Genomic DNA, 20,304 nt, shown 5'->3' on the forward strand with positions numbered 1-20,304 from the left:
ATGGGAACTCAGACGAAGGCCACGATCAGCGGCCCCAGCAAGGTCAGGAAAACGTTGGCCAGGGCGTACGTAATGGCGAACGGCACGGTGGGAATAGCGTTCTGCGCCGCGTTAAGCACTTCGCCGAACGCGGGATTGGCGCTGCGCGAACCGGACAAGGCGCCGGCAAATACAGCCACGTTGTCGTAACGTAGGATGTAGCGGCCGATCAGCATGGTCAGTATCATCGGCACAATGGTCACGACGACGCCCACGCCGAACAGGGTCAGGCCATGATCGCGCACGGTTTGCACCGCTTGCAGGCCGGACGTGAGGCCGACCACGGCGACAAAACCGGCCAAGCCCAGGTCTTTCAGGATTTGCACGGCGCCGCTGGGCATGTAGCCGAAACTCTGGCGCCGGGCGCGATACCAGCCAAATACCAGGCCTGACAGCAGCACACCGCCACCGCTGCCCAGTGTCAGCGGAATTGCGCCGATGCGGGCCACCAGCAAGCCTGCCAGCAGCCCCACGACGAGGCCGGCACCCATGTAGACGAAGTCCGTCTTGGCGCTCGGCATGATCATGTAGCCCACCTCGGCCGCCACGCGCTTGACGTCCTGCTCGGCGCCATAGATGGTCGCCACGTCGCCCGTCTGCACCACGGTATCCGATTGCATGGGCAGTATCTTGCCCATGCGGCTCAGTTGCACGACAAAGATGCCATGGCGTACGCCGGGCCCCGTGGCGCTGCGGATTTCGCCCACCGTCTTGTTGTGGTAAGCCTTGTTGGCCAGGACCATGTCGCGCCGCTGCATCACCAGTTCCATGCCTTCGACGGCATCGAGTTCCTTGCCCAGCTGCGAGGAGACGCTGAGCATCGCTTCGCGCCGTCCCACCAGCAGCACGATATCGTCGGCCGCCAGCACCAGGTCCGGGGTGACGTCATGGATCTGGCCATTGCGCCTGACCCGTTCGATGGTGATGGCCATGTTCGGATGGGCGCTTTCGATGTCCGCCACCGAGCGGCCGGCGCCCGGACCCACGCCGTAGATGCGGCCGATCAGGTCCGGTGCGGCCGGCGTCTGGCCCGGCCCCAGCACCTGCACGCCAGACTGCAGCGCCGTTTCCGCCTTGATCGCATCTTCGCGGATTGTGCGCCCCATCAGTTTTGGCAGGATATTGACGCAGACGATGATGGCGCCGAACGAGCCGAACACATACGTCACGGCATAACCGACGGCGACGTTGCCCTGCAGGCGCGCCACCTCGTCGGCCGCCAGGCCCAGCTTGGCGATCGCGTCACCGGCCGTGCCGATGATGGCCGATTGCGTCAGGCCGCCTGCGGCCACCCCGGCCGCCAGCCCCTTGTCGAGGCCGAAGACCTTGGCCAGGATCACCACCGTCAGCAGTGCCGTCACGGCCAGCACCACCGCCAGGATGATTTCACGCACGGACTGGCGCCCCAGCGAATTGAAAAACTGCGGTCCGCTTTCATAGCCGACGGCGTAAATGAACAGGGCGAACAGCACCGATTTGACGCCGGGGTCGATGGCGACGCCGACTTGGCTGACGAGGACCGCCACCAGCAGTGAACCGGCGACCCCGCCAAGCTGGAATGAACCGAACTTGATCTTGCCGATGTAGTAACCCGCAGCCAGGGAGAGAAACAAGGCAATTTCAGGGGATTTCTTGAATAATTCATGCAACCATTCCATGCGGACCGCCTTTCGTTTTGAAGGAATTGTTTTTGCGCGCGCACCGGGCCGACCGGGGACACGCTGAGCGGTCCCGGCAACGCCGGCTTTCCGGCATGGGCTGCCGCGCGGAGGGAGTGAAAAAATCTGGCGGGTGGCGATGGCGATCAGGCCAACGACGGACATGATGCGACAGGCGGTGACGACGGTGACCTTCTGTCCTGCGATGCTCGCCACAGCGCGCTGGTCGATATCCGGGAAGGGCCTGGCGCGCAGCACCAGCGCCAGGCACGAGGCGAACGACGGCGCCTGGCGCAACGCCAACGCGATTCTGATCGAGCATGAGCAAACTTTCGAAAAGAATCGGATGGCGACGCGTTCCGGGGCCGGCTGGCGCTGGCGTTAGAACAGGCGTACAGGGTCCCCTGACGCGCCTGCCTGATAGGGCGACGCTGGGGAAAAGTTGTTTCGTGGAATCATATTCGGTGATAATTTTATAACTGTCAACAGCTGTTTATTGAACTCGCTTTGCGTTCAGGCAAATATCCCTCGCACGATTAGATCAGCCGTTTGACAGCGATCAATAAAACCATTAGTAATTTTTTTAACGCTACCAAAATGCCTTGTTCACCAGCAGGATATGCTCGGGCCGGTCACTGGCACAGGTCATCGCAAGGGAACATGTGCCCGGAATAACAGCAGCTACTGGCCAAGCAGGACAGACCAAATTTAATCTGGATCAAGAAAACCGACAATAGAAAAGAAATCCTGCGTGCGGCTCTGGACGGCATGCGGGCGCCTCGCCTACGCTGTTTTTTTATCCGAAAAGCAAGAGGCAAGCGATGCAGACAGCGCGACTGACTATTACCGGCATGGACCACGAGGGCTGTGCCGATGCACTGACGCAGGTTTTGGAAAGCATCAAGGGGGTCGAAACGGTGTGCGTGTCACTGGCCCGCAACGACGCCACGGTACAATTCGACGAAACCGTGGCCACGCAGGAACGCCTGCTCGCTGCCGTGATCGACGCCGTCAATGGCGCCGGGTTTATCGGCGAAATGGAAGCGGCGCAGGCAGCGATTCCCTGCACCGGCGCCTGCGGCCACTGCCACCGCAGCTAGGTCTGGTCCGCTCGTCCGCACAGCTGCGCCAGCACGCGGCGCGGATGCAGCGACTGCATATCGAAGGGCGGCAATTCCAGCGCATCGAGGGTGTTCTTGAACAGCAGGCCCAGTTCCGTATCGCCCTCCAGCAGCAGGCGGCGGCTGAAGAACAAGGTATCCGGATCTTCCTGGCGCCGCGCCAGCAGCAGCAAATCATGCGCGCTGGCGCCGATGGTCAAATCAGGCGCCTGGGCATGGCGGGCCGGCGCAAACGCCGCCCCCTGCCAGCAAAAATCGACCGCCACACCCGCGTCAAGCACGCGCAGGCGCAGGCTGCGTCCGGCCAGCAGCGCGCGCACATCGTCGGGCAGTTGCGGCGCCAGCAGGCGGTTCAGGCCTTGCACGAAGGCCCAGGAAGCGGGGTACGGCGGCAGCCTGGCCAGCAGCGCGGCCAGGGACGGCGGCAGCCGGAATGGCGGCAGTGTTTCAATATGATTGAGCATGGTGATTCCTGTGGGGTTCAATGGCGTGCTTCGTGGAGCACATTCGCCTGGCTGTGCATGCCAGGCCGGCCATGCCAGTAGCCGTCGCACGTGCCCGCCGCATGGCAGGCGGCCAGCTGCGCCTGGGCCTCGCCGGCAGAGAGCAGTCCGCGGCGGGCCTGGTCGAAGATGCCGATCACTTCCAGCGTATTGTGTTCTTGCGGACTGAGGCGGACCACGCCCACGCCCTGCGCGGCCATCGCGTCCAGCTCACCGACCAGGTTGTAGACCAGCGCCGACTGCGTCTGCGTGCCGTTCAATACCAGGAAAGGCGCGCCATCGCGCGTGCGCAGCAACAGGCCATCGGGCTCTTGCAGGCAGCTGTACCCGCAATCGTCTTTCGGCAGGTTGCGGTTACGCGCCGTAAAGCAGCGCGCGGAAAACGCCAGCGGCATGCGGCCATACGAGAACACTTCCGTCTCGATGCCCTCGGGTATCTGGCGCCGCAGCTCGGCCAGCGCTTCCCGGCTCATTTCCAGCGGCATCACCCAGCGCCGCGCACCGAGCTGCGCCAGCAGCTGCAGGCTGGGGCCATTGAACAGATTCAGGTGCGGGCCGGCGATAAAGGCCGTGCCCTTTTCCAGGCAATGCACGGCGCCAAAATCGTTCGCCTCCACCGCGTAGCGGCCGTTGCCGGCGATACGGCGCAAGGTCGCCAGTTCCGCACCGGACTCGATCAGCGCCTGGGTCGACAGCACCACCTCCTTGCCGGCAGCCGCCAGCAGGTCGGCGATGTCGAGCCAATCGGTCAGGCGCAGCTCATGGCGGCGCGAGCAGACCGTCTCGCCCAGGTAGACGATATCGACGGCGGAGTCGGCGACCTGCTGGTAGAACTCGAAGACGGTGACGCGCGGCCAGTAGTACAGCAAGGGCCCCAATGAAAGCTTCAGCATGATTTTCCTTATTTCCATGACCTGTGATAGGCGCCTAATGTGTGCTGCTGCCCTTCCGCCAGTTTGTCCATCGCCGCCATCCAGCCCGGCTTGACGGCGTAGCGCTGCTGGCCGTCGCGGCAGGCGTCGATCGTGTCGATGGCCTCGCGCCATACGCGCGTGACCTGCGCCACATAGGCCGGGCTGCGCTGGCGCCCTTCGATTTTCACGGCTTTCACGCCCATGGCGACCAGCTGCGGCAGCAGCGCCAGGGTATTCAGGCTGGCCGGTTCCTCGATGGCGTAATACTGTTCGCCGTCGACGTCGAAGCGGCCCTTGCACAGGGTCGGGTAGCTGGCGTTTTCGCCGGGGCCGTAGCGGTCGATCAGCACGCCATTCAGGCGCGACTCCAGGCCGGCCGGCGTTTCCACCCAGCGCACGGCCTTGGCCGGCGAACATACGCCATGGGTGTTGGGCGCTTCGCCGGTCGCATACGATGACAGCGCGCAGCGCCCTTCGACCATCACGCACAGGCTGCCGAAACCGAACACTTCGATCTCGACCGGCGTGCTGGCGATCAGTTGCTCGACCTGCGTCATCGACAGCACGCGCGGCAGCACGGCACGCGAGATGCCGAAGTGTTCATGGTAAAAATTGATCGCTTCGTAGTTGGTGGCCGAGCCTTGTACCGACAGGTGCAAACGCAGTTGCGGATGATGCTTGCATGCATAGGCCATCAGACCCGGGTCGGCGACGATGATGGCGTCCAGCCCCGCATCGACGGCGCGGTCGATGGCGCTGCGCCACACGCTCCAGTTGTGCGGCTGGGGGTAGGTATTCAATGCCAGCAGCACCTTGCGGCCGTGCTGGTGGGCGTAGCGCACACCTTCGGCAATCGCCTTTTCGTCGAAATTGAGTCCGGCGAAATTGCGTGCGTTGGTGGCGTCGCGAAAGCCCAGGTAGACAGTGTCGGCGCCATTGTCGACGGCCGCTTTCAGGGCCGGCAAACTGCCTGCCGGGCAGACCAGTTCCAGCGGTCCGGCCGCGCGGTAGACGGTGGGGTTTTCAAGCTTCATGATGAATCGCTTTCTGTATCGGCTCAGGGTCGAGACTATAGCCCCGCGCCATGTGGCCAGTCCTTGACGCAGGTGAAGGAATGCATGCATGGCACCCCCTCCTTGCGCTGTAGAATGCGCCACTGCCATCGTGCCTAACTCGTATTCATTCCAGCCACCACCATGACCCGCAAACCACTGCTGATACTGCTACTGACCCTGTTCCTCACCGCGCTGCAAGTGCAATGGGCCTCGCCCGTCGAAGGCCATGACATCAACAGCACGCACATGTTTTCGCCCGAAATACTGGGCGTGTATCCGGGCGTGGTGCTGCTGTTCCTGCTGGCCGTGTTTGCCCGCCGCCAGGTGCCGCTGCTGCGCCAGAGCGCCATCTGCACGGCCCTGCTGGCCGTGTACTGGCTGCTGGCCAACTACATCACGTTTGATATTCGCGTGGCCAGCTGGAGCACGTTTTCGCCGATGGAAATCTGGACGCATGTGCTGCCCGCGTCGGTCATCAGCATCGTCGCCTGCGGCGGCGCATTCTTTGGCACCACCTGGATGATCCTGCGCGAGACGCGCTGGAACAAAAAGTGAAAGCAGCGCGATTTTCACCTGGATCAAGCTTCCGGCAATCGCTTGTACGCACCCTTTGACGGCACTACATTTAGTCGCTAACCTTTAATAAAACACCGCATGTTGTGGTTATTGGAGGTTTCATGTCAACTAGCGCACTACCCTTGGCGCCATCTAAAAATAGCGGCCAGGTCGATGTCGCCGCATCCATCAACGAGTACCTGGAGCGGCGCGACTGGCGGGTCAACGCCAACGCCAACCAGGGCTATTCGCTGGGCGGCCTGATACTTAATGTGTCGGGCAAGGTGATCGCCAACTACTGGCTCGACCAGGTCTATCCGCCGGCAGTGGGCGCGGCCCACCGCGAGGCGGCGCTGCATATCCACGACCTCGACATGCTGGCCGGCTATTGCGCCGGCTGGTCGCTGCGCACCCTGCTGCACGAAGGCCTGAACGGCGTGCCGGGCAAGGTCGAATCAAGCCCGCCGAAACACATGTCGTCGGCCATCGGCCAGATCGTCAATTTCCTCGGCACCCTGCAAAACGAATGGGCCGGCGCGCAGGCCTTCAGCTCTTTCGACACCTATATGGCGCCCTTTATCCGCAAGGACAGCCTGGCCTACACCGACGTGCTGCAGTATATGCAGGAGTTGATCTACAACCTCAACGTACCATCGCGCTGGGGCACGCAGACGCCATTTACCAACCTGACTTTCGACTGGGTCTGCCCGGAAGACCTGCGCGAACAGATACCCGTGATCGCCGGCGTGGAAATGCCGTTTGCCTACGGCGAGCTGCAGGCCGAGATGGACATGATCAACCGCGCCTATATCGAAATCATGATGGCCGGCGACGCCAAGGGCCGCGTGTTTACCTTCCCGATCCCGACCTATAACATCACCGAAGACTTCGACTGGCACAGCGAAAACGCCGAGCGCCTGTTCGAAATGACGGCGCGCTACGGCCTGCCCTACTTCCAGAACTTCATCAATTCGGAACTGAAGCCGAACATGATACGGTCGATGTGCTGCCGCCTGCAGCTGGACCTGCGCGAGCTGCTCAAGCGCGGCAATGGTCTCTTCGGCTCAGCCGAGCAGACCGGGTCGCTGGGCGTGGTGACGATCAACTGCGCGCGCCTCGGTTACCTGTGGCGCGGCGACGAAGCGGCCTTGCTGGCCGACCTGGACCGCCTGCTGGAACTGGGCAAGACCAGCCTGGAAATCAAGCGCGCCACCATTGAAAAGCTGATGCAAGAGGGGCTTTTCCCGTACACGAAACGCTATCTGGGCACCTTGCGCAACCACTTTTCCACCCTGGGCGTCAACGGCATCAACGAAATGATCCGCAATTTCAGCGGCAACGCATACGACATCACCAGCCTGGATGGCCATGCGCTGGCAATCCGTTTGCTTGACCATGTGCGCGCACGCATGATCGAATTCCAGGAACAGACCGGCCATATGTACAACCTGGAAGCGACGCCGGCCGAAGGCACCACCTACCGCTTCGCGCGCGAAGACCGCAAGCGCTATCCGGCCATCCTGCAGGCCGGCACGGTGGACAATCCGTATTACACCAATTCCTCGCAACTGCCGGTCGGCCATACGGACGACCCGTTCGAGGCACTGGAGTTGCAGGATGCGCTGCAGCGCAAATACACGGGCGGCACGGTGCTGCACCTGTATATGACCGAAGCGCTGTCGGACGCCAACGCCTGCCGCGCACTGGTGAAACGCGCGCTGTCGCGCTTCTCGCTGCCCTACATCACCGTCACGCCCACCTTTTCGATCTGTCCGCGCCATGGCTACCTGGCCGGAAAACACGAGTTTTGCCCCACCTGCGACGCGGAGCTGATCGCCCGCAAGCAGGCCAACTTGAACGCCATACTGGAGGAAACACCATGAACGCACGTCCCCAACTGAATCCGGTCATCACGCTTGACGACAGCGAACGCCAGCGCTGCGAAATCTGGACCCGCGTGATGGGCTACCATCGCCCCGTCGCCTCGTTCAATATCGGCAAGCAGGGTGAATTCCACGAGCGCCAGTACTTCAGCGAAGCGTGCGCCTCGGTGTCGGGACCGCTCGCTTGCCGCTGATGGCAAAGGAACTGCGGGTGGGCGGCGTCACGCCGTTTTCCGCCACCGACTACCCCGGCCAGCTGGCGGCCGTGGTGTTCGTGCAGGGCTGCCCCTGGCGCTGCGGCTATTGCCACAATCCGCATCTGCAGCCGCGCTCGAGCGACGCCCTGGTGCCGTGGGCCGATGTGCTGGCGCTGCTGCGCCGCCGCGTCGGCCTGATCGACGCGGTGGTCTTCAGTGGCGGCGAAGCATGCATGGACCCGGCCCTGGAAAACGCCATGCTCGATGTAAAAGCGCTGGGCTTTGGCGTGGGCCTGCACACGGCCTGCATCTACCCGCAGCGCTTGACGCAAGTGCTGCCGCTGGTCGACTGGGTGGGTTTCGATATCAAAGCCGCATTCACGGATTATCGGGCGATTACCGGCGTGGCCAACAGCGGCGACCCGGCGCGCGCCTGCCTGGACGCCATCCTGGCCAGCGGCGTGGCCCATGAATGCCGCACCACCATCCACCCCGCCCTGCTGCCCGACGCGGCGCTGCTGGAACTGGCCGCCATGCTGGCGAAAAAAGGCGTCACCAACTATGTTCTGCAGCAGTTCAGCGCCGATGGCTGCACCAACGGCAGCCTGCTCAACGCCACCTTGCATGGCTACCCGGCGGCGACCACGCTGGCACAGCTTGCCGCCCTATTTCCGCGTTTTACCTTCCGACATCCTCAGAACTGAACCGCTGCCTGCGCCACGCAGTTGTCGACCATGGCCCGCACCTGCTCGCGTGACACGGGAGTGGCGTTGAACAGAGCGCGATAGATGATGGGCGCCACGACGGCGTCCATCACCGCGTCCACCTCCGGCACCGGCTGTTGGCGGGCGATGCCACGCTCGAGTATGGTCCTGATTTGCGCGGCAACGTACAGGCTGCACTGACAACTCATGTCCGCTCGATTGCTGGCCAGCACATCGTGCATCATCGCCAGGCCGACCGGCGACGTCATTTCATCGAGGTATTGCTCGGCCCACGCCTGCAGATCATCGCGCACGCTACCGGTTTCCAGCGGTGCGGCGTCGGCGCGCAAACGGTCCAGCGCGACGTCGGACAATACGTCGGCAAGGCTGCCCCAGCGTCGATAGATGGTCGATGGCGTTACGCCGGCGCGCTCCGCAATGAGCGGCACCGTGAGGTCGGCCCGCCCGATTTCAGCGTCCAGTTCTTGCACGGCCCGGTGCACTGCCGCCTGCACGCGGGCGCTGCGCCCGCCCGGACGGGGAGTTATTCGTGAGTTCATGCCCACATTTTAAAGCAAACCATTTGCTTTAGCGGCCGATTTGGTGTCTACTCCCACAAAAGCTAATTTTTAGCTTTTGCATTGCATCGGATTGCCATGAACCCTATTTCTTCCCTCGGCCCTGCCTCGCCGGCGCGCCGGGAACTGAGTCCGCACGCCTCGCTGTGGCTGCTGGCCAGCATCCTGGTCGGCTTTCTGGCCGCGTCCAGCGCACCGTCGCCGCTGTATGCCATCTATCGCCAGGCGTGGGGTTTTTCCGCGCTGACCCTGACGATCGTGTTTGCCACCTACGCCGTCGCGCTGCTGGGTGCACTGCTGGTCTTCGGCGCACTGTCGGACTACCGCGGCAGGCGCGAAGTGATACTGCTGGCACTGGGCCTGGAGCTCGGCTCACTGCTGCTGTTCCTGGATGCCGATTCGGTCGCCGCGCTGATTGGCGCGCGCGCCCTGCAAGGCCTTGCCACGGGCCTGGTCACCAGCGCGCTCAGCGCAGCGCTGATCGACATCGATCGCGTGCATGGCGCACTGGTCAATAGTGTCGCGCCGATGGTCGGCATGGGTGTCGGCGCACTGGGTGCCAGCCTGCTGGCGCAGTTTGCGCCGGCGCCGACCAGGACGGTGTTCGTATTGCTGCTGCTGGTCTTTATGGTGCAGGTGGCCGCCGTCCGGTTCCTGCCAGAGACGGTCCTGCGCCGGCCGGGCGCATGGCGCTCGCTGTGGCCGCGGATCGCGATTCCCCACCAGGCCCGCGCCACGCTGTGGCAGGTGTTGCCAGTCAATACGGCGCTGTGGGCAGTCGGCGGGTTTTACCTGTCGCTCGGCCCTACGCTGGCGCGTATCGTCACCGGCGACCACTCCGCTCTGATGGGCGGCGCTGTGATCGCCACGCTGGTATTTACCAGCGCCGCAGCCATCCTGGCTGTGCGCACACATGCGCCGCGTTCGGTGCTGATCGGCGGTAGCGCGACGCTTGCTGCCGGCATGGTTGTCACGCTGGCCGGCATTGCCAGCTACTCGGCTGCGCTATATTTTATTGGCACGGCGATCATGGGCGCCGGTTTTGGCGCCGGCTTTAACGGCTCGCTACGCAGCCTGGTCGGGCTGGCGCGGCCCGAAGAGCGTGGCGAGCTGATGTCCGGCTTTTTCGCATTCAGTTATTTTGCGCTCAGCCTGCCGGCGATTCTGGCAGGGCTGGCAGCCGGTTACTTCGGCCTGTATGCCACCGCGCTGGGATTTTTGGCCGGCATACTGCTGCTGGTGCTGGCCGCGCTGGCGTGCATGTTCCGGCAAACCCGGCACACCGCCCTTGCACCGTGAGCGGATAACGCAAGGCAGCCATAAATGACCGCCATGTTTCCACGTTTTACATTCCGTAATCATGGCAATTGCCGCCAAACTCACGTAATTGCTTAAAAACTATTTAAATTCACCGTTCTGCAACGCTGAAATGTCTTGCTTGCTGTAATGTATCAAACTGCGCCACGCACCAAATTGGCGCAAGTTTGATCCCTCACCGAGCATCACAGATAAGCGTCATCATGAACGATTTCACCGCAGACAGCCCCACCCTCCATCCCGACATTCTGTATGGCCCGCCGCGAGCGGATTTGCTGCAAACCGAGGTGCTGGCCGACCTGCTGGAGGCGACCGCGCGGCGCTGCCCGTCACAGATCGCGCTGATCGACGGCGCACGGCGCATCAGCTATGCCGAACTCGATGCGATGGCCGGCCTGGCCGCCTCGCGCCTGGTGGCAGCCGGCGTGCGCCCTGGCGATATTGTCGGCCTGTGGCTGCCGCGCGGCGCGAACCTGCTGCTGATGCAGGCAGCGATCGCCAAGGCGGGCGCCGCCTGGCTGCCGGTCGACGAAGATACCCCCGTCGAGCGCTTGCAGGTGTGCCTCGATGACGCCAACGGCGCCGGCATTGTCAGCTGCGCTCAGTTTGCGCCGCGCCTGGTCGATGCCGGCGTGTCCCGCCCGGTCTGGACGGCGGAAAGCCTGCTGGCGCCGGCTGCCGCCGGCGAAGTGCTCAATGCCCGTCACGCCACACTGCCCGCACACCCCGCCTATGTGATCTACACCTCGGGTTCGACCGGCAAGCCGAAAGGCATATTGATCAACCAGCGCAGCATCTGCCACTTCCTGCGCAGCGAAAATGCGGTCCTGGGGGTGACGCAAAGCGACACCGTCTACCAGGGCTTTTCGGTCGCCTTCGACATGTCGTTCGAGGAAATCTGGATCGCCTACCTGGTCGGCGCCACCCTGTGGCTGGGACCGAAAGAGATCTCGGGCGACCCGGAAGCGCTGCCGCGCGCACTAGCCCTTAATCAGGTCACCGTGCTGCACGCCGTGCCGACCCTGCTGGCGCTGTTTGCCGAAGAAGTGCCGAGCCTGCGCCTGATCAACCTGGGCGGCGAGATGTGCCCGGAGTCGCTGGTCGAGCGCTGGTCGCGCCCGGGCCGCGCCATGTTCAATACCTATGGGCCGACCGAGGCGACCGTCTCGTGCAGCCTGGCGCGCCTGCTGCCGGGGCAGCCGGTCACCATCGGCACGCCGCTGCCCAACTATGGCCTGCTGGTGCTGCAGGTGGCGGAAGCGGGAGAAAACCGTCCGCTGGCCCTGCTTGCGCGCGGCGAAACGGGCGAATTGTGCATTATCGGCCCCGGCCTGGCCGAGGGCTACCTGGGCCGGCCCGACCTGACGGTGGAAAAATTCCTGCCCAACCCCTGGAGCACCGGGCACGATGATGCGCGCCTGTACCGTACCGGCGACCTGGCCCGCATTGATGCCGACGGCCAGGTGCTGTGCCTGGGCCGCGCCGACGACCAGGTGAAAATTCGCGGCTTTCGCGTCGAACTGGGCGAAATCGAAGCCGTGCTGGCGCAGCAGGCCGGCGTGGGTACGGTGGCCGTCCTGCTGCGCAAGGACGATGGCATCGACCAGCTGGTGGCGTATATCGTCGGCAGCGACGAGGCGCCGGACGACGCCCTGACAGCCAAAACACTGCGCGCCGCGCTGAACCTGCATTTGCCACCGTATATGGTGCCGGGCAGGTTCGAGCTGCTGCCGCTGATGCCGCGCCTCACTTCCGGCAAGATCGACAGGAAGGCCCTGAAAGCCATGCCTTTATCCGCGCCGCCGGCCGGTGAAGCGGGCGAATCGGATTTGCCCGAGACGCCAGCCGAAGCGGCGCTGTTCGCGGCGCTGGCGCAGCTGTTCCCGGGCCAGCCGATATTGCGCAAGGCGGACTTTTTCACTGACCTGGGTGGCCATTCTTTCCTGGCCGCGCGCCTGGCGTCGACCCTGCGCGCCGATCCCCGTTACGCGCATATGACGGTGCGCGACATCTACCACAACCGTGAAATCGGCAAGATCGCCGCCGTGCTGGCCGAAGCACCGGCGCTGGCCGTGCCGGAAGCCGAGTGGACGCCACCGTCGCGTATCAAGCGCTGGGCCTGCGGCGCGGCGCAAGCGGCCGCCGTGCCGGTACTGGTCACCCTGCGCATGGCGCAGTGGCTGGCGCCCTTCTTCACCTACCATTACTTTACGGGCGACCCGGGCGACACCGTGGCGCGCGCGGTGGCCGCCTCGATCGGCGTGTTCCTGCTTGCCACCCTGGGCGAATTTGCGATTGCGATTGGCGGCAAATGGCTGATCGCCGGACGCCTGAAAGCGGGCAGCTATCCGCTGTGGGGCGTGACCTATTACCGCTGGTGGCTGGCCGACCGCCTGGTCGAATCGGCGCCCACCTATCTGCTCAGTGGCTCGTCGCTCAATAGCTGGTGGCTGCGCGCGCTGGGCGCGAAAGTGGGCAAGGAAGTGGTAATCGGCTCGATGACCCTGCGTGCGCCCGAGCTGCTGGCCATCGGCGACAACGTCAGCGTCGGCAATGCCGTCAACTTTGAAAACGCCCGCGTCGAACGGGGCCGCCTGCTGCTGGGGCAGATCAGCATCGGCAACGACGCCTGCATCAGCTCTTACGCGATTTTGGAAGGCAATACCAGCGTGGGCGCGTTTGGCCACCTGGAAGGCCAGTCGGCGCTGGCCGATGGCGCGCAAGTGCCGGCCGGCCGCATCTGGACCGGGTCGCCGGCGCGCGACATAGGCGCTTTCGACCCGGCCAGCCAGCCGGCGCGGCCAAGCGTCAGCAAAGCCCGATTGAGCGGCGAGATGCTGTTCTTCTGCTTTGGCATGGTGCTGATCGCGGTGCTGTTCTTTATGCCCGTGTTCCCCAGCTTCGTGCTGATCGACTGGTTTGACGAGCGCGAAATGATGCCGTGGCTGCAGGGGCGCGACGCCACCACCCAGCTGGCGCGTTATTTCATTCTCGCCTTCCCCGCCAGCGCCGTGCTGATCGTGTTGACGGCCCTGCTGTCGGCCGCCATCCGCTGGGGCGCGCTGCCGCGCCTGAAACCGGGCACCTCGGCCGTGCACAGCAATATATACTGCGCCAAGTGGCTGGTCAGCCACATCCAGGAGTCGAGCCTGAACGTATTGCACGGCATTTACGCCACCGTGTTCGCGCCGTACTGGTATCGCCTGCTGGGAGCCAAGGTCGGCAAGGGCGCCGAGATTTCCACCGCGCTCGGCGTGGTACCCGACATGCTGACCCTGGGCGACGACACCTTTATCGCCGACGCCGTGATGCTGGGCGACGAGCAGATCGACGGCGGCTGGATGACCATGCGCCCCACCGTCATTTCGCATCGCAGCTTTGTCGGCAACGGCAGCTATGTCCCGGACGGCACCATCCTGCCCGAGCACGTGCTGATCGGCGTGCATACGCATGCGCCGCGCAATGAACAGATGCATGGCGGCGATACCTGGCTGGGATCTCCGCCGATGCACCTGCCGGCGCGCGAACAGGTCAGCGGCTTTGCCGAGCATCTGACGTTCAAGCCGTCGGCGGCGCGCCGCCTGGGCCGCACCCTGATCGAGGCGTTCCGCATCGTCGCGCCGCATGCGCTGGTGATCGCGGTCGGCTATACGCTGGTGCTGGACGTGATGCCGCTGGCCGGCGCCGGGCGCTGGGGCGAAGTGGTGGCCGACCTGGCCATGGCCGGCATCGCTTACGGCATCGGCAACTTCCTGCTGGTGGTGCTGCTCAAATGGCTGCTGCTGGGACGCTACCGCAAGCACGCGGCGCCGATGTGGACGCCGTTCGTGTGGCTGTCCGAAGGCGTGACGAACCTGTACGAAGGCATCGCCGTGCCCAACTTCATGCGCTACCTGCGCGGCACGCCGTGGCTGCCAATGGCTTTTCGCCTGTTCGGCTGCAAGATCGGCCGCGGCGTCTACATGGACACTACCGACATCACCGAATTCGACTGCGTGCATATCGGCGACCATAGCGAATTGAACGCGCTGACCTGCCCGCAGACGCATTTGTTCGAAGACCGCGTGATGAAGATCGACCACGTGGAAATCGGCGCGCGCGTCTACATGGGCCCGCGCAGTTCGGTGCTGTACAGCGCCAAGGTCGGCGACAACGCGCGCCTGGGCCCTTTGACCCTGGTGATGAAGGGAGAGCATATCCCGGCCGGCAGCAACTGGGCCGGCTGCCCGGCGGCGCCTTTGCGTACATGAGTTTTACCCAGCACCTGAAAGAGGACGGCTTGCTGGTAATCGGCATCGACGCGGCCATGACGCGTACCGAAGCGCGCTTGCGCATCCGCAGCGCCATCGTCGAGGCGGCGGCGCAGTGGATGAATATCGCCATCGATGGCATCAAAGTGGACTCGCAGCCTGGCCATGCGCCGCGCCTGCTGCTGGCTGGCCGCGAGGCCGGCCTGGCGATCAGCCATGACGACGGCATCTCGCTGGCCGCCATCCACCTGCATGGGCCGGTCGGTATCGATGTGATGCGGGTGCAGGAGATTGATGACTGGTTTGCCGTGGCGACGGATTACCTGGGCCCCCAAGTGGCGCAGGCGTTGGCTGCCTGTCCTGCCGGGCAACGGCCGCTGGCCCTGGCGCAGGCATGGACGGCACGCGAGGCGACACTCAAGTGTTTGGGGCGCGAACTGTCTGAATGGGATGGAAAAGTAGCAGAATGTTGTTTGCAAGCGGTGGCCGTACCGGCAGGCTACACCGCGACATTGGCATATTAATCCTCCGCTATGCCAGCGTGACACCCTAGCTGGACAAAAATCAGCTTGACGATAATACTGACGAGCACTCCCAGCACTCCGATAAATTCCAGCATGGCGTTTTCCTTGCAGTGATGGCGACCGGATCACTGTAACGTTTGCAGGCGGCGCTGGCCAATATCAAATAAGGCGCCCGGCGATCTCGAAAAGGCATCCATGATTTCCATCAAGCAGTTTCGCTACTTTGTCGAAGTGGTCGATGCGGGCAGCTATTCGCGCGCGGCGGAAAAGCTGTATATCGCGCAGTCGGCCCTGAGCCGGCAGATCAAGGAGCTGGAAAACGAGGTGCAGGCGCTGCTGCTCACGCGCGACGCGCGCCATGTCGAACTGACTGCCGCCGGCCAGGTCTTCTATGACCGCGCCAAGCGCATCCTCGACGATATCGAAGAAACCGTGCGCCAGACACGCCATGTAGGCCAGGGTTCGACCGGCATCATTCGCCTGCTCCATTCCAGTTCCGTGACGCTGACGCCGGCCATCGGCGCGGTACTCAAGCGCCTGCTGGCGCAATTTCCGGGCGTGTCGCTCGATGTCTCGAAAGGCTCATCGGAAAACCAGGCGTTTGACATCGAAGAAGGCCGCGCCGACCTGGGCCTGGTGCGCCTGCCTACCCTGCGCAAGCACGCCAATATCGTCGTGCGCGAACTGTTCCGTGAAAAGCTGGTGGTGGCGGTATCAAAGAATTCCCCGCTGGCGGCGCAATCGCACACCACCATCGCCGCCCTGCGCGACGAAGCGTTCGTGTCGATTCCGCACAAGGATCGCGGCGGCCTGAGCTACCTGGTGGCGGGCCTGTGCCTGGCCCAGGGTTATTTCCCGAAAGCGGCGCGCGCGCTGTCGCGCAAGACCTCGCAATTGAACCTGATCGAAGCGAACCTCGGCATTGCGATTGTCCCCGACAGCATGCGCCTGGCGGCACCACCGGGCGTGCATTTTCTCGGCTTGCCTGATGAAGAATCACAGTCCGTCGTCGGCCTGATCTCGCCGCGCGCCGCCAGCGGCATGGTGGCGGCGTTTGCGCAGGCGCTGGTGCGCGAGATGGCGGCGCTGTCTCAGCCTCAGCCTTCGGCGTAAAGCAGCGCATCGGCGTCGCGCACGGCCGACGTCAGGAGCGCCAGCTTGATGATATCGAGCCGGCCGTCGCTGCGCACGCTCGAACACAGGTCGATGCCGTAGGGGCGCACCTGGCGCAGCACGCTGGCCACATTGCTTTCATCGAGGCCACCGGCAAGAAATACCGGCACCGGGCTGGCGCGCACGAAGCGCGCGCAGGCGGCCCAGTCCTGGCTGCTGCCGGCGCTACCTGAATCAAGCAGGAAGGCATGCACATGGGGAGCATGGAGAAGGATCAGCTGCAGCGCCTGTTCGCCTTGCGCATCGATCACTTGCACGCGCCGCACTGACGGCAGCAATCGCGCCAGGCGCGCCACTTCCTGCGGCTCGACATGATGGGCAATCTGCACCGTGGTGGCCTGGGTGGCGGCAAGCTGTTCGGCGATGCGTTGCGCCGTGGTCTCGGCCGCAAGCAGGAAAGTGGAGACCGGCGGCGGCGCCCAGGCGGCGATTCGGGCGCCGGCCACCGCCAGGCCCAGCGCGTCGGCGCCGGCTGCAATGGCCAGTTGGGCTTCGTCGATGGAAGCGATGCAGCAGATCTTGATACGGGTTCGCATGATGGCCAACATTACAACACGCTGCGCGCCGCCAGGCCAGTCACGCGGTCAAGCCTGCGCAAGATCGTGCGCCCGATTGACAGGCGGCGGGCGGCGGCAGATACTGGTTCGCTCCATCTTGCACAGACAGGAAGCAGGCTCATGGCAGATTTCGAACTACGCAAGGAGTGCCCGCCACAGCTGTGCGACTGCGCGCGCGAACAGCTGCTGGACGATGCGCAGGCCAACCTGGCCATCCTGCGCCTGAACCTGACGGAAGAAAAACGGCTGCTGGCCCATATCGAAACCATCAGCACCCTGGAAGGCCTGCGCAAGCTGGAAAACAACCTGCAGAAAAACCTGGGCGTGGTGCTGCGCATCGCGCCGGGCAGCGGCGAAGTGCGCACCATGCGCGGCTTCCAGATTCAACTGCTGGAGCAGCCGGGCCTGTGCCGCAAGACGCGCGCGGCAATCCCGGCGGCAGTGCGGCGCTGCCTGGCCGCGCATCCGGAAATCGCGTTTGCGATTCTTGATGAAAATGATTTGCTGGGCGGGATTTAAACCAACAGCAACTGCCGGTGCTGCTCCACAAGCACACCCGCAGAATGTGTTAAAGCCCTGGTCGCCCGCACAGGCTCTCCGGGCCAAGCGAGCCTGAAAAATGTCGAGGGCAAGGCGCAGCGACGAAGACAGTACGACTAGTACGGCGAGGAGCTGCAACGCCGCCATCGGCATTTTCTCGGGCTCGCGACTCCGGTCCGCTTTACGTTTTTACTCTTTAAGCGGCCTTGATGGGAATTACCCTGCCCCTGGCGGCACGTGCCCGCAATTGCCCACACCCGCCCTCCACATCCTGCCCCGCCGAGTCGCGCAGCTTGGTCAGCACGCCACGTTCATGCAATCTGGCGGCGATGGCGCGCGCCTGCTCCCAGCTGGGGCGTTTGAACGGCAGGTCGTCGATGGTGTTATACGGGATCATGTTCAGCACCGCGTACTTGCCCTTCAACAGCGCCACGATGCCGTCCAGTTCATCGTCGCCATCGTTGACGCCTTCCATCAGCGTCCATTGATACTGCACCGGGTAGCCGGTCAGGCGTGCATACGATTCGCCGAACTCGACCAGTTCGCGCGGCGTGAGCTTGGGTGCACGCGGCAGCAGTTGCTCGCGCAGGTCCGGCTTGGTGGTATGCAGGGACAGCGCCAGCGCCGGTTTCACGCGGCCCTGCGGCAATCGCTCGAAGGCGCGCGGGTCGCCGACGGTGGAAAACACCAAGTTCTTGTGGCCGATATTGCCTTCCGTGCCCAGCAGCTCGATCGCTTCCATCACGTTATTCAGGTTATGCGCCGGCTCGCCCATGCCCATGAAGACGACTTTTTTCACCGGCCGCATGGTACGCGCCAGTACCACCTGCGCGACGATTTCGCCGCTGGTGACCTGCCGTACCAGGCCGTCGCGCCCCGTCATGCAGAACTGGCAGCCGACGGCGCAACCAACCTGGCTTGACACGCACAGGCCATCGCGCGGCAGCAGCACGCTTTCCACCGTCTGGCCGTCGTGCAGGCCGACCAGCAGGCGCGCCGAACCGTCCGCGCCCGGGTGCGTGCTGAGCAGCTTGAGCATGCCCTGCAATTGTGCGTCCAGCGCCGGCAAGGCCTCGCGCACCGGCAGTGGCAGAAAATCCTCGGCGCGGCGCCGGCCCTGGTCGTGCGGCTGCGCCTGTATCCAGTCGCGCAGTACGCGCTGTTCATGCAAGGGCTTGGCGCCCAGCGCGCGCAGGCGCTGGCGGATGGTCTCGATTTGCATGGTGGAGGAAACGGGCCGTCTTATACCTTCTTGACGAACTCGGTCTTCAGGCTCATCTGGCCGAAACCTTCGATCTTGCAGTCGATATCATGGTCGCTGTCGACCAGGCGGATGTTCTTGACCTTGGTGCCCATCTTGACGACGCCGCCGCCACCTTTCAGTTTCAGGTCCTTGATGACACTGACGGTGTCGCCGTCCTGCAGGATATTGCCGGCCGAGTCACGATATACCTTGGCGCCCTCTTCCACCGCTTCGCCGGCCGTGGCCGACCATTCATGCGCGCATTCAGGGCAGACGAGATTGCTGCCATCTTCGTACGTGTATTCGGATTGGCATTGCGGGCATGGTGGAAGTGTGCTCATTCGTTTCTCTGTCTGGTGAACGGCGCCTGGCCGTAAAAGCCGACATTATAAGGGCTACGCCCGCCATCGGCGGGCTTTTTCGCACAGCCCCTTCCAACCTTACTTGATATTTTTATCCAGGAAGGCGCGGATCACCGGCCCGATCTCGCGGGCATGCGTTTCAAGGGCGAAGTGGCCGGTGTCGTAGAACCGGATATCGGCGTTGGGCAAATCGCGTTTCCATGCCTGCGCACCGGCCGGCAGGAAAAACGGATCGTTCTTGCCCCAGACGGCCAGCAGTGGCGGCTGCTGCTGGCGGAAATAGGCGTGGAATTGCGGGTACATGCGCACGTTGGACGCGTAATCGAGGAGCAGGTCGAGCTGGATGTCGGCGTTGCCCGGACGCGCTACCCGCATGCCTTCCAGGGTATAGCCGTCGGGAGAAACGCTGCTCGGATCGGGCACGCCTTCCAGATACTGCCATTTCATCCCGGCCGGCGTCGGAAAGTCGGCCAGTGCCGCACGGTTTTGCGCCGTCGGCGCCTGCCAGTATTGCTTGATGCCGTCCCAGCCCTTGGACAGCCCCTCTTCATAGGCGTTGCCGTTCTGCGAGATGATGGCCGTGATGCGCGCAGGATGGGCCAGCGCCAGGCGCCAGCCAACTGGCGCGCCATAGTCGTGCACCATGATGGCGTAGCGGTCCAGCTTCAACTGCTCGGTAAAACGGTCCATGGTCCGGGTGATGTTGTCGAAGGTGTAGGCGTAGTGTTCGCGCGCCGGCGCTTCGGTGTAGCCGAAGGAAGGCAGGTCCGGCGCCACCACGTGATAGCGGTCGCTGAGTGCCGGGATCACGTCGCGGTACATGAAAGAAGACCCGGCAAAGCCATGCAGCAGCACGATGGTCGGCGCGGCAGGGTCGCCCGCCTCGCGGTAAAACACGTTCACGTCGCCGACCTTTTCAAACCGGTAATGTACTTGCGCCTTGTCGGCGGCCGACATGGGGACGGTGGCGGGAGCGGGAGCGGCGGCGGCGCTGGCGGCGATGGCCAGGGTGGTCGCTGCGGCGAGGGCTGTGGCTTTGCTGTTCATGGTTTTTCCTTGTAACCGTTAAATTGCGTATTTGAAGGTTACAGGCGTTTATGGTAACCTGTCAATATTATTTTCAAAGGTTAC

The 20,304-nt window shown here is 63.7% G+C and carries 20 protein-coding genes; 11 read left to right on the forward strand and 9 right to left on the reverse strand.

Features of this window, described 5'->3' with window-relative positions; translation table 11 throughout:
- Positions 1-8 precede the first annotated feature (8 nt).
- On the reverse strand, positions 9-1,697 hold the full coding sequence (gene aspT, locus AC0Z42_RS18880; protein WP_485469731.1) for an aspartate-alanine antiporter: 1,689 nt from the start codon (positions 1,695-1,697) through the stop codon (positions 9-11).
- 139 nt (positions 1,698-1,836) lie between these two features.
- On the opposite strand from aspT, the gene AC0Z42_RS18885 reads away from it, so the two are divergent.
- Together AC0Z42_RS18885 and AC0Z42_RS18890 are read left to right on the forward strand one after the other, a co-directional pair.
- Positions 1,837-2,082 (forward strand): hypothetical protein, encoded by a 246-nt coding sequence (locus AC0Z42_RS18885; RefSeq protein ID WP_485469732.1) that lies wholly within the window; start codon positions 1,837-1,839, stop codon positions 2,080-2,082.
- Positions 2,083-2,518: 436 nt separating this feature from the next.
- Positions 2,519-2,797, forward strand: coding sequence for a heavy-metal-associated domain-containing protein (locus tag AC0Z42_RS18890; protein ID WP_485469733.1), 279 nt, complete (start codon positions 2,519-2,521; stop codon positions 2,795-2,797).
- Here AC0Z42_RS18890 and ubiT read toward each other — a convergent pair.
- The 3 genes from ubiT to ubiU are packed head-to-tail and all read right to left on the reverse strand — an operon-like array spanning position 2,794 to position 5,269.
- A complete protein-coding gene (gene ubiT / locus AC0Z42_RS18895; protein ID WP_485469734.1) occupies positions 2,794-3,282 on the reverse strand; it encodes a ubiquinone anaerobic biosynthesis accessory factor UbiT in 489 nt (162 codons plus the stop codon). The genes AC0Z42_RS18890 and ubiT overlap by 4 nt on opposite strands.
- Positions 3,283-3,299: 17 nt before the next feature.
- Positions 3,300-4,214 carry a U32 family peptidase gene (locus tag AC0Z42_RS18900; protein ID WP_485469735.1) on the reverse strand — a complete coding sequence of 305 codons (915 nt, stop codon included), beginning with the start codon at positions 4,212-4,214 and terminating at the stop codon, positions 3,300-3,302.
- Positions 4,215-4,222: 8 nt separating this feature from the next.
- The gene (gene ubiU / locus AC0Z42_RS18905) at positions 4,223-5,269 is read right to left on the reverse strand and encodes a ubiquinone anaerobic biosynthesis protein UbiU (RefSeq protein ID WP_485469736.1); all 1,047 of its coding nucleotides are present in this window, start codon (positions 5,267-5,269) and stop codon (positions 4,223-4,225) included.
- A 162-nt stretch (positions 5,270-5,431) separates the two neighbouring features.
- On the opposite strand from ubiU, the gene AC0Z42_RS18910 reads away from it, so the two are divergent.
- The 4 genes from AC0Z42_RS18910 (at position 5,432) to AC0Z42_RS18925 (ending at position 8,629) form a co-directional block, all read left to right on the forward strand.
- Complete coding sequence (locus tag AC0Z42_RS18910; RefSeq protein ID WP_485469737.1) at positions 5,432-5,845, forward strand: hypothetical protein; 414 nt, start codon at positions 5,432-5,434, stop codon at positions 5,843-5,845.
- A 122-nt stretch (positions 5,846-5,967) separates the two neighbouring features.
- Positions 5,968-7,728: a ribonucleoside triphosphate reductase gene (locus AC0Z42_RS18915; RefSeq protein ID WP_485469738.1), complete on the forward strand. Its 1,761-nt coding sequence runs from the start codon at positions 5,968-5,970 to the stop codon at positions 7,726-7,728.
- The gene (gene nrdD / locus AC0Z42_RS18920; RefSeq protein WP_485469739.1) at positions 7,725-7,922 is read left to right on the forward strand and encodes an anaerobic ribonucleoside-triphosphate reductase; all 198 of its coding nucleotides are present in this window, start codon (positions 7,725-7,727) and stop codon (positions 7,920-7,922) included. Before AC0Z42_RS18915 ends, nrdD begins: the two co-directional genes overlap by 4 nt.
- Positions 7,922-8,629, forward strand: a complete 708-nt coding sequence (locus tag AC0Z42_RS18925; RefSeq protein ID WP_485469740.1) for an anaerobic ribonucleoside-triphosphate reductase activating protein — start codon at positions 7,922-7,924, stop codon at positions 8,627-8,629. The genes nrdD and AC0Z42_RS18925 overlap by 1 nt, the downstream gene beginning before the upstream one ends.
- On the opposite strand, the gene AC0Z42_RS18930 is transcribed toward AC0Z42_RS18925, so the two are convergent.
- The gene (locus tag AC0Z42_RS18930) at positions 8,620-9,189 is read right to left on the reverse strand and encodes a TetR/AcrR family transcriptional regulator (RefSeq protein ID WP_485469741.1); all 570 of its coding nucleotides are present in this window, start codon (positions 9,187-9,189) and stop codon (positions 8,620-8,622) included. The genes AC0Z42_RS18925 and AC0Z42_RS18930 overlap by 10 nt on opposite strands.
- Positions 9,190-9,285: 96 nt before the next feature.
- Here AC0Z42_RS18930 and AC0Z42_RS18935 point away from each other — a divergent pair, with 96 nt between their 5' ends.
- The 4 genes from AC0Z42_RS18935 (at position 9,286) to AC0Z42_RS18950 (ending at position 16,411) form a co-directional block, all read left to right on the forward strand.
- Positions 9,286-10,506 carry an MFS transporter gene (locus AC0Z42_RS18935; protein ID WP_485469742.1) on the forward strand — a complete coding sequence of 407 codons (1,221 nt, stop codon included), beginning with the start codon at positions 9,286-9,288 and terminating at the stop codon, positions 10,504-10,506.
- A gap of 221 nt (positions 10,507-10,727) precedes the next feature.
- Entirely contained in the window at positions 10,728-14,774 is a 4,047-nt protein-coding gene (locus AC0Z42_RS18940) for a Pls/PosA family non-ribosomal peptide synthetase (RefSeq protein ID WP_485469743.1), read from the forward strand.
- Positions 14,771-15,298, forward strand: coding sequence for a 4'-phosphopantetheinyl transferase family protein (locus AC0Z42_RS18945; protein ID WP_485469744.1), 528 nt, complete (start codon positions 14,771-14,773; stop codon positions 15,296-15,298). Before AC0Z42_RS18940 ends, AC0Z42_RS18945 begins: the two co-directional genes overlap by 4 nt.
- Before the next feature lie 195 nt (positions 15,299-15,493).
- Positions 15,494-16,411: a LysR family transcriptional regulator gene (locus tag AC0Z42_RS18950; RefSeq protein ID WP_485469745.1), complete on the forward strand. Its 918-nt coding sequence runs from the start codon at positions 15,494-15,496 to the stop codon at positions 16,409-16,411.
- On the opposite strand, the gene AC0Z42_RS18955 is transcribed toward AC0Z42_RS18950, so the two are convergent.
- The gene (locus tag AC0Z42_RS18955; protein WP_485469746.1) at positions 16,396-17,007 is read right to left on the reverse strand and encodes a phosphoribosylanthranilate isomerase; all 612 of its coding nucleotides are present in this window, start codon (positions 17,005-17,007) and stop codon (positions 16,396-16,398) included. The genes AC0Z42_RS18950 and AC0Z42_RS18955 overlap by 16 nt on opposite strands.
- A 141-nt stretch (positions 17,008-17,148) precedes the next feature.
- Here AC0Z42_RS18955 and AC0Z42_RS18960 point away from each other — a divergent pair, with 141 nt between their 5' ends.
- Positions 17,149-17,547 carry a hypothetical protein gene (locus AC0Z42_RS18960; RefSeq protein ID WP_485469747.1) on the forward strand — a complete coding sequence of 133 codons (399 nt, stop codon included), beginning with the start codon at positions 17,149-17,151 and terminating at the stop codon, positions 17,545-17,547.
- A gap of 217 nt (positions 17,548-17,764) precedes the next feature.
- On the opposite strand, the gene AC0Z42_RS18965 is transcribed toward AC0Z42_RS18960, so the two are convergent.
- The 3 genes from AC0Z42_RS18965 to AC0Z42_RS18975 all read right to left on the reverse strand — a co-directional run bounded on the left by AC0Z42_RS18965 (position 17,765) and on the right by AC0Z42_RS18975 (position 20,130).
- Positions 17,765-18,790, reverse strand: coding sequence for an RNA methyltransferase (locus AC0Z42_RS18965; RefSeq protein WP_485469748.1), 1,026 nt, complete (start codon positions 18,788-18,790; stop codon positions 17,765-17,767).
- Positions 18,791-18,810: 20 nt separating this feature from the next.
- Positions 18,811-19,152 carry a zinc ribbon domain-containing protein YjdM gene (locus tag AC0Z42_RS18970; RefSeq protein WP_485469749.1) on the reverse strand — a complete coding sequence of 114 codons (342 nt, stop codon included), beginning with the start codon at positions 19,150-19,152 and terminating at the stop codon, positions 18,811-18,813.
- Between the two features lie 99 nt (positions 19,153-19,251).
- Positions 19,252-20,130, reverse strand: coding sequence for an alpha/beta fold hydrolase (locus AC0Z42_RS18975; RefSeq protein ID WP_485469855.1), 879 nt, complete (start codon positions 20,128-20,130; stop codon positions 19,252-19,254).
- Between the last annotated feature and the right edge of the window lie 174 nt (positions 20,131-20,304).

This window comes from Janthinobacterium sp. 1L-D-8-B-C4, assembly GCF_057291295.1.

Excerpts from the sequence above, each read along its gene's own strand:
- AC0Z42_RS18940 (WP_485469743.1), top strand. The coding sequence starts at position 10,728 with ATGAACGATTTCACCGCAGACAGCCCCACCCTCCATCCCGACATTCTG.
- AC0Z42_RS18955 (WP_485469746.1), bottom strand. The coding sequence starts at position 17,007 with ATGCGAACCCGTATCAAGATCTGCTGCATCGCTTCCATCGACGAAGCC.
- AC0Z42_RS18930 (WP_485469741.1), bottom strand. The coding sequence starts at position 9,189 with ATGAACTCACGAATAACTCCCCGTCCGGGCGGGCGCAGCGCCCGCGTG.
- AC0Z42_RS18960 (WP_485469747.1), top strand. The coding sequence starts at position 17,149 with ATGGCAGATTTCGAACTACGCAAGGAGTGCCCGCCACAGCTGTGCGAC.
- nrdD (WP_485469739.1), top strand. The coding sequence starts at position 7,725 with ATGAACGCACGTCCCCAACTGAATCCGGTCATCACGCTTGACGACAGC.
- AC0Z42_RS18970 (WP_485469749.1), bottom strand. The coding sequence starts at position 19,152 with ATGAGCACACTTCCACCATGCCCGCAATGCCAATCCGAATACACGTAC.
- AC0Z42_RS18900 (WP_485469735.1), bottom strand. The coding sequence starts at position 4,214 with ATGCTGAAGCTTTCATTGGGGCCCTTGCTGTACTACTGGCCGCGCGTC.
- AC0Z42_RS18915 (WP_485469738.1), top strand. The coding sequence starts at position 5,968 with ATGTCAACTAGCGCACTACCCTTGGCGCCATCTAAAAATAGCGGCCAG.
- AC0Z42_RS18890 (WP_485469733.1), top strand. The coding sequence starts at position 2,519 with ATGCAGACAGCGCGACTGACTATTACCGGCATGGACCACGAGGGCTGT.
- AC0Z42_RS18965 (WP_485469748.1), bottom strand. The coding sequence starts at position 18,790 with ATGCAAATCGAGACCATCCGCCAGCGCCTGCGCGCGCTGGGCGCCAAG.
- ubiT (WP_485469734.1), bottom strand. The coding sequence starts at position 3,282 with ATGCTCAATCATATTGAAACACTGCCGCCATTCCGGCTGCCGCCGTCC.
- AC0Z42_RS18910 (WP_485469737.1), top strand. The coding sequence starts at position 5,432 with ATGACCCGCAAACCACTGCTGATACTGCTACTGACCCTGTTCCTCACC.
- AC0Z42_RS18925 (WP_485469740.1), top strand. The coding sequence starts at position 7,922 with ATGGCAAAGGAACTGCGGGTGGGCGGCGTCACGCCGTTTTCCGCCACC.
- AC0Z42_RS18935 (WP_485469742.1), top strand. The coding sequence starts at position 9,286 with ATGAACCCTATTTCTTCCCTCGGCCCTGCCTCGCCGGCGCGCCGGGAA.
- AC0Z42_RS18945 (WP_485469744.1), top strand. The coding sequence starts at position 14,771 with ATGAGTTTTACCCAGCACCTGAAAGAGGACGGCTTGCTGGTAATCGGC.
- aspT (WP_485469731.1), bottom strand. The coding sequence starts at position 1,697 with ATGGAATGGTTGCATGAATTATTCAAGAAATCCCCTGAAATTGCCTTG.
- AC0Z42_RS18950 (WP_485469745.1), top strand. The coding sequence starts at position 15,494 with ATGATTTCCATCAAGCAGTTTCGCTACTTTGTCGAAGTGGTCGATGCG.
- ubiU (WP_485469736.1), bottom strand. The coding sequence starts at position 5,269 with ATGAAGCTTGAAAACCCCACCGTCTACCGCGCGGCCGGACCGCTGGAA.
- AC0Z42_RS18975 (WP_485469855.1), bottom strand. The coding sequence starts at position 20,130 with ATGTCGGCCGCCGACAAGGCGCAAGTACATTACCGGTTTGAAAAGGTC.
- AC0Z42_RS18885 (WP_485469732.1), top strand. The coding sequence starts at position 1,837 with ATGGCGATCAGGCCAACGACGGACATGATGCGACAGGCGGTGACGACG.